Source organism: Pleomorphomonas koreensis DSM 23070, from assembly GCF_000425185.1.
Classification (GTDB): Bacteria; Pseudomonadota; Alphaproteobacteria; order Rhizobiales; family Pleomorphomonadaceae; genus Pleomorphomonas; species Pleomorphomonas koreensis.
In genome coordinates this window covers 113,266-126,318 of sequence record NZ_AULH01000001.1, presented here as the reverse complement: position 1 = coordinate 126,318, position 13,053 = coordinate 113,266, and the positions used below count along the sequence as shown (strand labels likewise).

12 protein-coding genes are annotated in these 13,053 nt (G+C 69.1%); 11 read left to right on the top strand and 1 reads right to left on the bottom strand.

Annotation, left to right across the window (positions count from 1 at the left end):
• The first annotated feature begins 318 nt into the window (after positions 1-318).
• The 8 genes from H512_RS0100555 to H512_RS0100520 are packed head-to-tail and all read left to right on the top strand — an operon-like array spanning position 319 to position 9,243.
• Complete coding sequence (locus tag H512_RS0100555) at positions 319-642, top strand: STAS domain-containing protein (RefSeq protein ID WP_026781868.1); 324 nt, start codon at positions 319-321, stop codon at positions 640-642.
• The gene (locus tag H512_RS0100550) at positions 617-985 is read left to right on the top strand and encodes a response regulator (protein WP_026781867.1); all 369 of its coding nucleotides are present in this window, start codon (positions 617-619) and stop codon (positions 983-985) included. The genes H512_RS0100555 and H512_RS0100550 overlap by 26 nt, the downstream gene beginning before the upstream one ends.
• A gap of 13 nt (positions 986-998) precedes the next feature.
• On the top strand, positions 999-3,083 hold the full coding sequence (locus H512_RS21950) for a chemotaxis protein CheA (RefSeq protein ID WP_156899267.1): 2,085 nt from the start codon (positions 999-1,001) through the stop codon (positions 3,081-3,083).
• Between the two features lie 17 nt (positions 3,084-3,100).
• Complete coding sequence (locus H512_RS21945; RefSeq protein WP_053239431.1) at positions 3,101-3,607, top strand: chemotaxis protein CheW; 507 nt, start codon at positions 3,101-3,103, stop codon at positions 3,605-3,607.
• Positions 3,608-3,630: 23 nt separating this feature from the next.
• Positions 3,631-6,606: a methyl-accepting chemotaxis protein gene (locus H512_RS21940; protein WP_245585324.1), complete on the top strand. Its 2,976-nt coding sequence runs from the start codon at positions 3,631-3,633 to the stop codon at positions 6,604-6,606.
• Positions 6,607-6,662: 56 nt separating this feature from the next.
• Positions 6,663-7,511 (top strand): CheR family methyltransferase, encoded by an 849-nt coding sequence (locus H512_RS0100530; RefSeq protein ID WP_026781866.1) that lies wholly within the window; start codon positions 6,663-6,665, stop codon positions 7,509-7,511.
• 4 nt (positions 7,512-7,515) lie between these two features.
• Positions 7,516-8,160, top strand: coding sequence for a chemotaxis protein CheD (locus H512_RS0100525; RefSeq protein ID WP_026781865.1), 645 nt, complete (start codon positions 7,516-7,518; stop codon positions 8,158-8,160).
• 9 nt (positions 8,161-8,169) lie between these two features.
• The gene (locus H512_RS0100520; protein WP_026781864.1) at positions 8,170-9,243 is read left to right on the top strand and encodes a protein-glutamate methylesterase/protein-glutamine glutaminase; all 1,074 of its coding nucleotides are present in this window, start codon (positions 8,170-8,172) and stop codon (positions 9,241-9,243) included.
• Positions 9,244-9,250: 7 nt separating this feature from the next.
• Here the strand turns inward: H512_RS0100520 and H512_RS0100515 are convergent, their stop codons facing one another.
• Positions 9,251-9,781, bottom strand: a complete 531-nt coding sequence (locus H512_RS0100515) for a gamma carbonic anhydrase family protein (RefSeq protein ID WP_026781863.1) — start codon at positions 9,779-9,781, stop codon at positions 9,251-9,253.
• A 245-nt stretch (positions 9,782-10,026) separates the two neighbouring features.
• On the opposite strand from H512_RS0100515, the gene miaB reads away from it, so the two are divergent.
• The 3 genes from miaB to ybeY are packed head-to-tail and all read left to right on the top strand — an operon-like array spanning position 10,027 to position 13,002.
• Positions 10,027-11,442: a tRNA (N6-isopentenyl adenosine(37)-C2)-methylthiotransferase MiaB gene (gene miaB / locus H512_RS0100510; RefSeq protein WP_026781862.1), complete on the top strand. Its 1,416-nt coding sequence runs from the start codon at positions 10,027-10,029 to the stop codon at positions 11,440-11,442.
• A gap of 46 nt (positions 11,443-11,488) precedes the next feature.
• On the top strand, positions 11,489-12,505 hold the full coding sequence (locus tag H512_RS0100505) for a PhoH family protein (protein WP_026781861.1): 1,017 nt from the start codon (positions 11,489-11,491) through the stop codon (positions 12,503-12,505).
• Positions 12,502-13,002: an rRNA maturation RNase YbeY gene (ybeY, locus tag H512_RS0100500; RefSeq protein WP_026781860.1), complete on the top strand. Its 501-nt coding sequence runs from the start codon at positions 12,502-12,504 to the stop codon at positions 13,000-13,002. The genes H512_RS0100505 and ybeY overlap by 4 nt, the downstream gene beginning before the upstream one ends.
• Positions 13,003-13,053 lie beyond the last annotated feature (51 nt).

Genomic DNA, 13,053 nt, shown 5'->3' with positions numbered 1-13,053 from the left:
TCGGCCGTTTTTCACCGTCGACGGGCGCGGATGAAAACCCCGATTCATTTCAAGACTCTATTCGCGCGGCCTTGTCGGCACCCTTGTCAGTTTTCACCTAACATATTCGATTGGAATGACTTTTTGTCCATGACAATTGCTTTCATGAATTGACAGGGAAGACTCGGGAAACCGATACCAAAGTTTACCTATATAATCGAATGAATAACAGTCGCGAAAATCCACTTCAGTTTTCGGTAACCAATCCGTGCGTGTATTACCTGCCACGTGAAGGCGGGAAGATGAAAGCTACCGCCCGTAGATTGTAGAGATTCCAAATTGTCGCAGCTCGAACACCGCGAGATTTCCTATGATCTGCCAGCCGTTCTCGACGCCGCGGCCGTTCGCGACCTCTACGGGCGCATCGAACCCTTCATCGCCGAAAACACTCTTCTGACGCTGAATGCCGCGGCCGTCGAACGCCTCGGCACCCAGGCCGTCCAGCTTCTTCTTGCAACCGCCCGCGCGCTCGACATGAACGGCGGCCGGCTCGCGATCGTGCACGCCACGCCCCCCCTTCGCGACGCCTATGCCGACCTCGGCCTTCTGACCGAACTCGACGCCCGGAGCCTCCGACATGAAGAGAAAGATACTTACGGTTGACGATTCCAAGACCATGCGGGACATGGTCTCCTACACGCTGAAGGGGGCCGGCTTCGAGGTTCTGGAAGCCGAGGACGGGCTGAAGGCGCTCGGCCTGCTGGCCACCACGCGCGTCGACCTGATCATCACCGACATCAACATGCCCAACATGGACGGCGTGACGCTGGTCAAGCGCCTGCGCGCCTCCGGCGGCCACATGTCGACGCCGATCCTGATCCTGACCACCGAATCGGGCGACGACAAGAAGGCCGGCGGCAAGGCGGCCGGCGCCACCGGCTGGATCGTCAAGCCCTTCGCGCCGGAGAAGCTGCTCTCCGTCGTCAACAAGGTCTGCCCCGCCTGAACGGATGGCCACCATGCCCACTCCGACTTTCGGCTCCGACGAGCTGGCCCAGTTCCGCAAGACCTTTTTCGAGGAATGCACGGAACTCCTGGCCGACCTCGAGGAGCGCCTCGGCGCCCTCGCCGCCTTCTCCGGTGACATCGAGAGCCTCAATGCCATCTTCCGCGCCGTCCACTCGGTGAAGGCCGGTGCCGGCGCCTTCGGCTACAGCGTGCTGGTCGGCTTCGCCCACCGCTTCGAGGCGCTGCTCGACCGGCTGCGCGACGGCAAGGCCGAACTCGACGAGCGCACGCTGGCCGCCCTGGTCGCCGCCGCCGACGTGTTCTCGGCGCTGGTCGACCTCGCCCGCCAGGGCGAGAGCCCGGCCGACGACTTCGGCGCCGACGTCGCCGAGGAGCTGGCCGCCCTGCTCGACGGCGACGGACCGGCGAGGCCGGCCGCCCGAGCGGCAGCGGAGGCGCCAGAGGCGCCGGCCGAGCGGATCTACCGCATCGTCTTCCGGCCGAACGCCGAGCTGTTCCGCCACGCCAACGAGCCGCTCTACCTGATCCGCGAGCTGAAGGCGCTCGGCACGCTGACGGTCGACTGCGACCTCACGCGCCTGCCGTCCTTCGAGGCGCTCAACGTCGACGACGCCTATCTGAGCTGGACCATGACGCTCCGCGCCGAGTGCCGGCCGGCCACTGTCGCCGAGGTGTTCGAGTTCGTCGACGACGAATGCGAGCTGACCATCGAGGAGATCGCTGCCACGCCAGCCGTCCAGGCCGAGGCTGCGGCCGTGACGCCGGCCGCGCCGGCTGCCCGCGCCACGCCGACGCCGGCACCGGCCGCCGCGGCCCGGACCTCGGGCGCAACGGCCGGCAAGTCGGCCGCCATGTCGTCGATCCGCGTCGACCTCGCCCGCGTCGACCGGCTCGTCAACATGGTCGGCGAGCTGGTGATCGCTCAGGCCATGCTGGCCCAGCAGTTCGTCGAAAGCCACGACCGCGACGACTCGGCCGGCCTCCAGGGCTTCGAGCATCTGGCCGGCCTGACGCGCGAATTGCAGGAATGCGTGATGGCCATCCGCATGCAGCCGCTGAAGTCGGTGTTCTCGCGCATGCCGCGCCTCGTCCGCGACGTCAGTCACAAGACCGGCAAGGAGGTGCGCCTCGAGATGGCCGGCGAGCAGACCGAGGTCGACAAGACGGTGATCGAGGAACTGGCCGATCCGCTCACCCACATGATCCGCAATGCCGTCGATCACGGCATCGAGGACACCGCGGCGCGCCTTGCCGCCGGCAAACCGGCCGAGGGGGTGATCCGCCTCTCCGCCCAGCACGCCGGCTCCAACATCCTGATCCACGTCGAGGACGACGGCGCCGGGCTCGACCGCGACCGCCTCCTCGCCAAGGCGATCGAGAAGGGCATCGTGCCGGCCGGCGTCAAGCTGTCCGGCGAGGAGATCGACGAGCTGATCTTCGCGCCCGGCTTCTCGACGGCCGCCGCCGTCACCGACGTGTCCGGCCGCGGCGTCGGCATGGACGTCGTCCGGCGCAACATCATGGCGCTCGGCGGCCGCGTGCAGGTGGTGTCGACGCTCGGCCGCGGCACCCGCTTCACGCTGGTGATCCCGCTGACGCTGGCCGTGCTCGACGGCATGGTGGTGGCGGTCGGCTGGGAGAAATACATCCTGCCGCTGACCTCGATCGTCGAATCCTTCCGCCCCGACCGCGGCCAGATCCGCAGCGTGCCGGGCGGCGGCGAGGTCGCCTCGATCCGCGGCGAGTTCGTCCGCCTGATCCACCTCGCCCGGCTGTTCGGCGTGCACGAGGCCGTCGACGATCCCAGCCAGGGCCTCGTCGTGCTGATCGAGCTGGCCAACGGCAGCAAGCTCGGCATCGTCGTCGACGAGCTGATCGGCCAGCAGCAGGTGGTGATCAAGTCGCTGCAGGACAACCACGACCCGGTGCCGGGCATCTCCGGCGCCACCATCCTCGGCAACGGGCGCGTCGCGCTCATCGTCGACATCGAAGAACTTACCCGCCTCAACGACCGGAGCGACCGCGCCGCCCGCCGCGCCGACGCCCCACCCCGGCCGCTCCTCGTCAACGCCTGACCTCACGGAGCCTCTTCATGGCAGAACCGCAGGACCCCTCCAGCACCGGCACGGACGCCGGCGCCGCCGCCTCGCAGACGCGGCAGTTCATCTCCTTCCGCGTCGGTGACGACGAGTTCGCCATCGACATCATGGCGGTGCGCGAGATCAAGGGCTGGACCGAGACGACCATCCTGCCCAACCAGCAGGAATATATGCTCGGCGTGCTCAACCTCCGGGGCACGATCGTGCCGATCTTTGACCTCCGCTGCCGCTTCGGCCTCGGCCTGACCACGGCGACGCGCAGCCATGTGGTGATCATCGTGTCGATCGGCGGCCGCATCCTCGGCCTCCTGGTCGACGCCGTCTCGGACATCCTGACGGTCAACGCCGCCGACATCCGGCCGGTGCCCGACGTCGACCAGCCCGTCGACAGCGCCTTCCTCGCCGGCATCATCGCCGTCGGCGACAGCATGGTCGTGCTTCTCAGCCTCGAAAACCTGTTCTCCCATCACGGCCCGGCCGACACCGCCGTCGCCGCCTGACCTTCCTCCCAGGAACGGACATCATGTCACTCACCTCGCTGAAACTCCGCACCAAGATCGGTCTGATCGTCGCGCTGATGAGCCTGCCGATCGTCATCCTCGGCTGGCTCTACGTCAGCAAGAGCGAGGAGGGCGTTGCCGTGGCCCGCAAGGAGGCCGGCGGCGTCACCTACTCGGCGGCCGTCTGGGAAAGCATCCGCGGCCTTGCCAACTCCGCCCTCGACGACACGGCGACGCCGGCCAGCGTGCTGACCGTCATTCCGGACCTCAACGGCCTCGGACGCGAGCATGACGCCACCTTCGGCACCACCGACGCGGCCGCCGCCTTCTCCACCGCGCTCGCCGGCTACGACTGGCCGCGCGCCCACGTGCCCTTCGACGCGCAGCTCACCAAGTCGGTCGACGCCGGCCTCGGCCTGATGGCCGGCATCGCCGATGGCGCCGGCATCACCGTCGACACCGAGATCGACCAGAACTACCTCGGCCAGGCGCTGATGAACCGCATCCCGCGCGTGCTCTGGTATCGCGTGGCGATCACCGGCACCATCCGCGCCATGTCGCGCGCCGCGTCGGTGTCGGTGGCCGACCTCGGTCACCTGAAGTCGCAGATCGCCCTGTTCCAGGAAGCCTCCAACGGCGCCCTCGGTGCCATCGACGTCGCCAAGTCGCACAACGCCGACGGCCGCATGGAGGCGATCGCCAGCCAGACCACCGCCTTTGCCGAGGTCGTCCCGCTCTTCGTGCGCGAGGCCGAGGCCGTGGCCGCCGCCTTCGAGAGCGCCGCGTCGCCCGGGAGCGTCGACATCACCCGCTTCATGGATGCCACCAAGGCGCAGGCCCAGGCGAGCCAGAGCCTCTGGCACCAGGGCGCCGATGCGCTCACCACCATGCTCGACGACCATGCCGGCGCGCTGCGCAACGCCCTGTTCACCACCTTCGCCGCCGTGCTGGCCGCCGTTCTGGTGGCGCTCGCCGCCAGCATCTTCTTCTCGATGCAGATCACCCGCGGCATCGGCCGGATGATCGGCTACATGCAGAAGATCACCGAGGGCGACTATGCCTTCGAGGTGGACGGCGCCGACCGCAAGGACGAGATCGGCACCATCGCCGGCGCCGTGTCGGTGTTCCGCGACAACGGCCGCGAGATCGCCGAGCTGACCGCCAACTACAAGGGCCAGGCCGACGCCATCCGCCTGTCGCAGTCGGTGCTGGAACTGACGCCCGACGGCACGGTGATCGACGCCAACGAGATCTTCTGCACCGTCTTCGGCTACACCATCGACGAGATCCGCGGCAAGCCGGTCTCCATGTTCGCCGATCCGGCCGCCCGCGAGAGCGCCGAATACAAGCTGATGTGGGACAGGCTGCATCGCGGCGAGCACGTCACCGGCCAGTACAAGCGCATCGGCAAGGGCGGCCGGGAAATCTGGCTCGAGGTGTCGTTCAACCCGATCCTCGGCCTGGACGGCAAGCCGTTCAAGATCGTCCAGATCGCCACCGACATCACCACGCGGCGCATGCAGGCAGCCGACTTCGAGGGACAGATCGCCGCCATCTCCAAGGCGCAGGCGGTGATCGAGTTCTCCATGGACGGCAAGGTGCTCGACGCCAACGAGAACTTCCTGTCGGCGCTCGGCTACACGCTGACCGAGATCCGCGGCCAGCACCACTCGATGTTCGTCGATCCGGCCTACCGGGCGTCGGTCGACTACCGCATGTTCTGGGAGAAGCTCGGCCGCGGCGAGTATGACGCCGCCCAGTACAAGCGCATCGGCAAGGGCGGCCGGGAAGTATGGATCCAGGCGTCCTACAATCCGATCCTCGACATGAACGGCAAGCCGTTCAAGGTGGTGAAATACGCCACCGACGTCACCGAGCAGGTGATGGCCGCCGAGGCGCTGAAGGCGGCGGTGCGCGAATCCAAGGAGGTGATCGAAGCGGCGCGGATCAACGACCTGACCAAGCGCGTGCCGCTCGACGGCAAGACCGGCGAAATCGCCAGCCTCTGCGAGGGCATCAACACGCTGCTCGACACCATGTCGACCGTCGTCGCCGACATCATGGACGCCGCCACCACCATCTCCAACGCCGTGGCCGAGATCTCCTCGGGCACCACGGACCTCTCCCAGCGCACCGAGCAGCAGGCTTCCAACCTTGAGGAAACCGCCGCGTCGATGGAGGAGATGGCCGCCACCGTCAAGCAGAACGCCGACAACGCCCAGCAGGCCAACCAGCTCGCCGCCTCGGCGCGCGTCACGGCCACCGACGGCGGTGAGGTGGTCGGCAAGGCGGTCGGCGCCATGAGCCGCATCGAGACCTCGTCGCAGAAGATCTCCGACATCATCTCGGTGATCGACGAGATCGCCTTCCAGACCAACCTGCTCGCCCTCAACGCCGCCGTCGAGGCGGCCAGGGCCGGCGACGCCGGCAAGGGCTTCGCGGTGGTGGCCTCCGAGGTGCGCTCGCTGGCCCAGCGCTCGTCGGGCGCCGCCAAGGACATCAAGGCGCTGATCGTCGAGAGCGGCGCCCAGGTCAAGGACGGCGTCAAGCTGGTCAACGACGCCGGCACGGCGCTGACCGAGATCGTCGGCTCGATCAAGAAGGTGGCGGACATCGTCTCCGACATCGCCTCGGCCAGCCGCGAGCAGTCGGCCGGCGTCGAGGAGATCAACAAGGCGGTCACCCAGATGGACGAGATGACGCAGCAGAACTCGGCGCTGGTCGAGGAGAACGCCTCGGCGACCCGCATGCTGCAGGAGCAGGCCGAGGCCATGCACAGCCGCATGTCCGCCTTCGTGCTCGACGACACCGCCCTGCCGGTCCGCGCCGCCGCCGGCGGCCGCACGGCGGCGCCGACGGGCCGTCCGGCCCAGAAGGCCACCGCGCCGCGTCCCGCCCAGCCGAAGAAGGTGGCGGCGGCCGGGGGCCGCAACCCGCAGCGGCTGCAGGCCGATCTTGCCGCCGCCTTCAACACCGATGCCGACTGGAAGGAGTTCTGAGCATCCGACAACCGGGCCGCGGCGCCTTGCCGCGGCCCCCGCCCGCCGGAGCAGACATGGCCGCCCTGAACACCCTTTCCGAGCACCGCGAGTTTCCCTTCACCTTGCGGGAATACCGGCGCCTCGCCGCCTTCATCCACGGCCGCACCGGCATCACGCTGCCCGACCACAAGATCAACATGGTCTATTCGCGGCTGACCCGCCGCCTGAGGGAACTCGGTTTCTCGACCTTCGCCGAATACTGCGACTATTATTCGAGCCCGGAGGGCGAGGCGGAGATCGAATACCTGATCAACGCGCTGACCACCAACCTCACCAAGTTCTTCCGCGAGGCGCACCACTTCGACCATTTCGCGGCCAACCTCCTCGCCGACCTCTCCACCGACGGCGCGCAGGGGCGGACGCGGCTGCGCGTCTGGTCGGCCGGCTGCTCGACCGGCGAGGAGCCCTATTCGATCGCCATGACCTATCTCGAGGCAGCGGCGCGCGCCCGCTGCGACATGAAGATCCTCGCCACCGACATCGACAGCTCGGTGGTGGCGCGCGGCGGCGCCGGCCGCTACGCCGCGCCGGCGGTGGCCGAGCTTGGCAAGGGCCGGCGCTACCGTCATTTCACCGCCGCCGGCGGCAACGAGTGGCAGGTACGGCCCGAACTCAGGCAGCTGATCGCCTTCAAGCAGCTCAACCTGCTCGACCCCTGGCCGATGAAGGGGCCGCTCGACGCCATCTTCTGCCGCAACGTGATGATCTACTTCGACAACCCCACCAAGGCACGGCTGGTGCAGCGCTTCGCCGACCTCCTGGCGCCCGGCGGCTGGCTCTACATCGGCCATTCCGAGACCATTCTCGACCAGAAGACCGTCTTCCGCCTGCGCGGCCCGACCATCTACCAGAAGGGAGCGTGAGCGATTGTCCCGCCTCAGCCGGCCGTCTCCGCTCGAACGAACCGAGAGCGACGCCACCTCCTGCCAGCAGGCCGCCACCCGCACCTATGACCGGCGGCGCGGCCTCTACGCGGTGCGGGTGCTGCCGGGCGGCGCCTACGTGACGCGGCGGGCCGACGAGATGATCGTCACCGTGCTCGGCTCCTGCGTCGCCGCCTGCATCCGCGATCCGGCCACCGGCTTCGGCGGGCTCAACCACTTCATGCTGCCCGAAAGCGAATCCGGAACATGGAACGGCGTCAGCGCCGCCATGCGCTACGGCAACCACGCCATGGAGGTGCTGATCAACGAGGTGCTGAAGTCGGGTTGCCGGCGGCAGGACCTGGAGATCAAGCTGTTCGGCGGCGCCGACCTCACCGACGGGCCGACGCTGATCGGCTCGTCCAACGTCGCCTTCGTGCTCGGCTATCTCGAAGCGGAAGGACTCGCCGCCGCCTCCGTCGACCTCGGCGGCGCCACCGGCCGCCGCATCCACTACCATCCGTCGACCGGCGTCGTGCACCGGCTGCTGCTCGCCGCCGCCTCCCACCCTGTCCTCGTCGCCGACGAACGCTCCTTCAAGGATCACCTCGCCCGGACCACGGTCGAGGGCGACATCGACCTGTTCTGAGACGCCACCATGCCCGCTCGGCCCATCCGCCTCCTGATCGTCGACGACAGCGCCCTGATGCGCGACCTTTTGAGCGCCCTCGTCAGCCGCGATGCGGAGATCGAGGTGGTCGGAACGGCCGCCGATACCTTCGCCGCCCGCGAGGCGATCAAGCGCCTCAATCCCGACGTGCTGACGCTCGACGTCGAGATGCCCGGCATGAACGGCATCTCCTTCCTGGAAAAACTGATGGCGCTCCGGCCGATGCCGGTGGTGATGGTGTCGACGCTGACCCAGGCCGGCACCTTCGCCACGCTGCGCGCCCTCGAAATCGGCGCGGTCGACGTCGTCGCCAAGCCGGCCAGGGCCACCGATCTCGCGACCATCGCCGTCGAACTGACCGACAAGATCAAGATCGCCGCCGCCGCCAACGTCGGCGCCCGCCGCGCCGCGTCGGAAGCCGCGGTTGCCCGGCCCGGTGCCCTGCCGCCGATGGCCGGCTGCTCGCGTACCGGCGCGGTGATCGGCATCGGCGCCTCGACCGGCGGCGTCGAGGCGATCTACGCGGTGCTGGCGGCCCTGCCGGCCGACATGCCGCCGATCCTGATCGTCCAGCACATGCCCGCCCCGTTCACCGGCCCGTTCGCCAGCCGGCTCGACGGCTTCTGCGCCCTGCGCGTCAAGGAGGCCGACGACGGCGAGGCGCTGCAACCCGGCACCGCCTACATGGCGCCCGGCGGCCGCCAGTTCGAGATCGGACGCATCGGGCCGAACCTCGTCTGCCGCCTCGGCGGCGAGGCGCGCGTCTCCGGCCATGTGCCGTCGGTCGACGTGCTGTTCCGCTCGATGGCCCGCCTCTGCCCGCTGAGCAGCCTCGGCGTCATCCTGACCGGCATGGGCCGCGACGGCGCCGCCGGCCTCCTGGACATCCGCCTCGGCGGCGGCCACACGCTCGGCCAGAACGAGGCGACGTCGGTGATCTACGGCATGCCGCGCGCCGCCTTCGAGATCGGGGCGGTGGAGCGGCAGCTGCCGCTTCAGGCCATCGCCCCCCATCTCGCCGCCATCTTCTCGGCGGAGACCGGCGGGCCGGTGCGCCCCTGATGACGCGTCAGCCGTCGATGCGGCGGCAGCCGGCCTTGAAGCGCTTGAAGTTGGCGGCGTAGTTGACGGCCGACTGCCGCAGTTTCTCGATGGCCGCGTCGTCGAGCGCCCGCACCGCCCGCGCCGGCGAGCCGACGATCAGCGACCCTTCCGGAAACACCTTGCCCTCGGTGACCAGCGCGTTGGCGCCGACCAGGCTGTTCTTGCCGATCTTCGCGCCGTTCAGGATGGTGGCGCCCATGCCGACCAGCACGTTGTCGCCGATCTCGCAGGAATGGACGATCGCCTGGTGGCCGATGGTGCAGCCTTCGCCGATCACCAGCGGGAAGCCCATGTCGGTGTGCAGCGTCGCCCCTTCCTGGATGTTGGTGCGGGCGCCGACGACGATCGGCTCGTTGTCGCCGCGGATCACCGCGCCGAACCAGACGCCGACGTCCTCGCCGAGCTTCACCTTGCCGATGACGTGGGCGTCGGGGGCGATCCAGCAATCGCCGTCGGGCAGTTCGGGGGCGATTCCGTCGAGTTCGTAAAGGGGCATCGGGCCTCATCCTTCCATCCGGGGAGCCGGCGGGGCCGGCGTCGCCGGCCATTTGCGCCCGCCGCCCACCGCCGATCAAGCCGGCGCGGCGGCTAATCGTTCCAGCGACCGGCCGGCCCGCACGGCCGGCTGCCACGCGAATTTGTTGGAAAACCGCCTTTCGCCGCTCCTCAAAATGCACTAGATGCCGTTATCTTTACCGGGACGGCGCGGATAGGCCGTCCCCCGAGGGAAAGCGAGCGACGGTGACGGACAACAAATCTGTCTTCATCAAGACCTACGGCTGCCAGATGAACGTCTACGACAGCGAGCGCATGTCGGACACGCTGGCGCCGCTCGGATATGCCGCCGCCGACAGCCCGGAAAGCGCCGACCTCGTCATCCTCAACACCTGCCACATTCGCGAGAAGGCGGCCGAGAAGGTCTATTCCGAGCTGGGGCGGCTGCGCGTCATGAAGGCGGCGCGGGCCGCCGAGGGCCGCGAGACGCTGATCGCCGTCGCCGGCTGCGTCGCCCAGGCCGAGGGCGAGGAGATCATCGCCCGCGCGCCGGTGGTCGACATGGTATTCGGCCCGCAGACCTACCACCGCCTGCCCGAGCTGATCGACCGCGTCCGCGCCGGCGAGCGTCCGGCCGCCACCGAGGGCCAGGCGCCGGCCCGGCCGAAGGTGGTGGAGACCGAGTTTCCGCTCGACGACAAGTTCGACCACCTCGCCGCCCCGACCGAGACGGCGGTGCGCTCGCGCGGGGTGACCGCCTTCCTCACCGTGCAGGAAGGCTGCGACAAGTTCTGCACCTTCTGCGTCGTGCCCTACACGCGCGGCTCGGAGGCGTCGCGGCCGGTCGCCCGCATCGTCGAGGAAGCGCGGCGGCTGGTGGCGGCCGGCGTGCGCGAGATCACGCTGCTCGGCCAGAACGTCAACGCCTATCACGGCACGGACGAGGACGGCCGCCCCGTCGGCCTTGCCGGCCTGCTCGCCCGCCTCTCCGAGTTGCCGCGCCTTGCCCGCATCCGCTACACCACCAGCCATCCGCGCGATCTCGACGACGCGCTGATCGCCGAACACGCCGGCAATCCGAAGCTGATGCCCTACCTGCACCTTCCCGTGCAGTCGGGCTCGGACCGCATCCTCGCGGCCATGAACCGCCGCCACACCGCCGCCGACTATCTCGACCTCGTCGCCCGCATCCGGGCGGCGCGGCCGGACATGGCGCTGTCCGGCGACTTCATCGTCGGCTTCCCCGGCGAGACCGACGCCGACTTCGAGGCGACCATGGACGTCGTCCGCGCCGTCGACTACGCCGCCTGCTTCTCCTTCAAGTACTCGCCGCGCCCCGGCACGCCGGCCGCGACGATGGACGGGCAGGTGCCGGAAGCGGTGAAGAGCGAGCGCCTGCATCGGCTCCAGGCGCTGATCGAGGCGCAACAGACGGCCTTTGCCGAACGCCTGATCGGCCGGACGCTGCCGGTGCTGTTCGACAAGCCCGGCCGTCTCGCCGGCCAGATCGTCGGCCGCTCGCCCTATCTGCAACCGGTGGCCGTCATGGCGCCGTCCTCGCTGATCGGTGAAATCGCCGACGTGACCATCGAGGCGGCACTCGGCCACAGCCTGATCGGCTCGCTGGCCGGCGAGCCGGCCGCTGCGCGGCGGTCGGCATGACAGCCGCGCCGGCAACACCGCCGCGCGCCACTCCGGGGAACGCCACATGACCTATGCGTCCGACCTCACCCATCTGGTGCTGGTCTTCGAGGACAACCGGCTGATCGGCCCGCTCTACGGCCAGTTCGACCAGCATCTGGCGCTGATCGAGCAGAAGCTCGACGTCGACGCCACGGCGCGCGGCAACCAGGTGACCATCCGGGGCTCCCACGAGGCGGCCGAGCGCGCCCGTGACGTGCTGGAAACGCTGTACGGCCGCCTGCAGGCCGGCCAGGCGATCACCTCGGCCGACGTCGAAGGGGCGATCCGCATGGCGCTCTCCGCCGGCGACCAGTTGCCGCTGCCGACCATCGACAGCGGCTCGCGGCTGCAGCTCGCCGCCATCGCCACCCGCCGCAAGACGGTGGTCGCCCGCAACCCGGCGCAGGACGCCTATATCCGCGCCATGGACCGCTCGACGCTGGTGTTCGGCCTCGGCCCGGCCGGCACCGGCAAGACCTATCTGGCCGTGGCGCACGCCGCCGCCCTGCTCGAACGCGGCGAGGTGGCGCGCGTCGTGCTGTCGCGTCCGGCCGTCGAGGCCGGCGAGCGGCTGGGCTTCCTGCCCGGCGACATGCGCGAGAAGATCGACCCCTATCTCCGGCCACTCTACGACGCGCTCTACGACATGATGCCGCCCGAGCGGGTGGAGCGGGCGCTCACCTCCGGCGCCATCGAGATCGCGCCGCTGGCCTTCATGCGTGGCCGCACGCTCGCCAACGCGGCGGTCATCCTCGACGAGGCGCAGAACACCACGTCGATGCAGATGAAGATGTTCCTGACCCGCCTCGGCGACGGCTCGAAGATGATCGTCACCGGCGATCCCAGCCAGATCGACCTGCCGGCCGGGCAGGTGTCCGGCCTCGTCGAGGCGAGCCGCATCCTCACCGACACGTCCGGCGTGGTGCAGGTACGCTTTACCCACGAGGACGTCGTTCGCCACGAGCTGGTGGCGCGCATCGTCAAGGCCTATGACGACGACAGCCGCGAGCGCCTCGCCGCCCGCGCCGGAGGCAAGCCATGAGCGTCGTCGCCGTCGATATCCTCGCCGAAAGCCCGCTGTGGGGCGAGGCGGAGGACTGGCGCGCCGGCGTCGAGGCGGCCGTCGCCATGGCGTCGGCCATGGCCGATGCCGAGATCGCCGAGGATGCCGAGCTATCGCTGCTGCTGACGGGCGACGCGGCGATCCGCGTCCTCAACCGCGACCACCGCGGCTTCGACAAGCCGACCAACGTGCTGTCCTTCCCCCAGGACGACCCCGATGCCGACGCCTACGGGCCGCTGCTCGGCGACATCGCGGTGGCGCACGAGACGGTGGCGCGCGAGGCGGCCGAGGAAGGCATCGCCTTCCGCGATCATTTCCTGCACATGATCGTGCATGGATTCCTGCATCTCGTCGGGTATGATCACCTCAATGACGACGAAGCCGGGGAGATGGAGGGCCTCGAGACGGCCATCCTCGCCCGGCTCGGCATCGCCGACCCCTATGCCGACGCGCCGATGGGCGGCGCCGGCCGCTGAGGGACGGCAATCGGGACGACCGCCGGCGGCCGGGAGGGCCGGAGGCGGCGC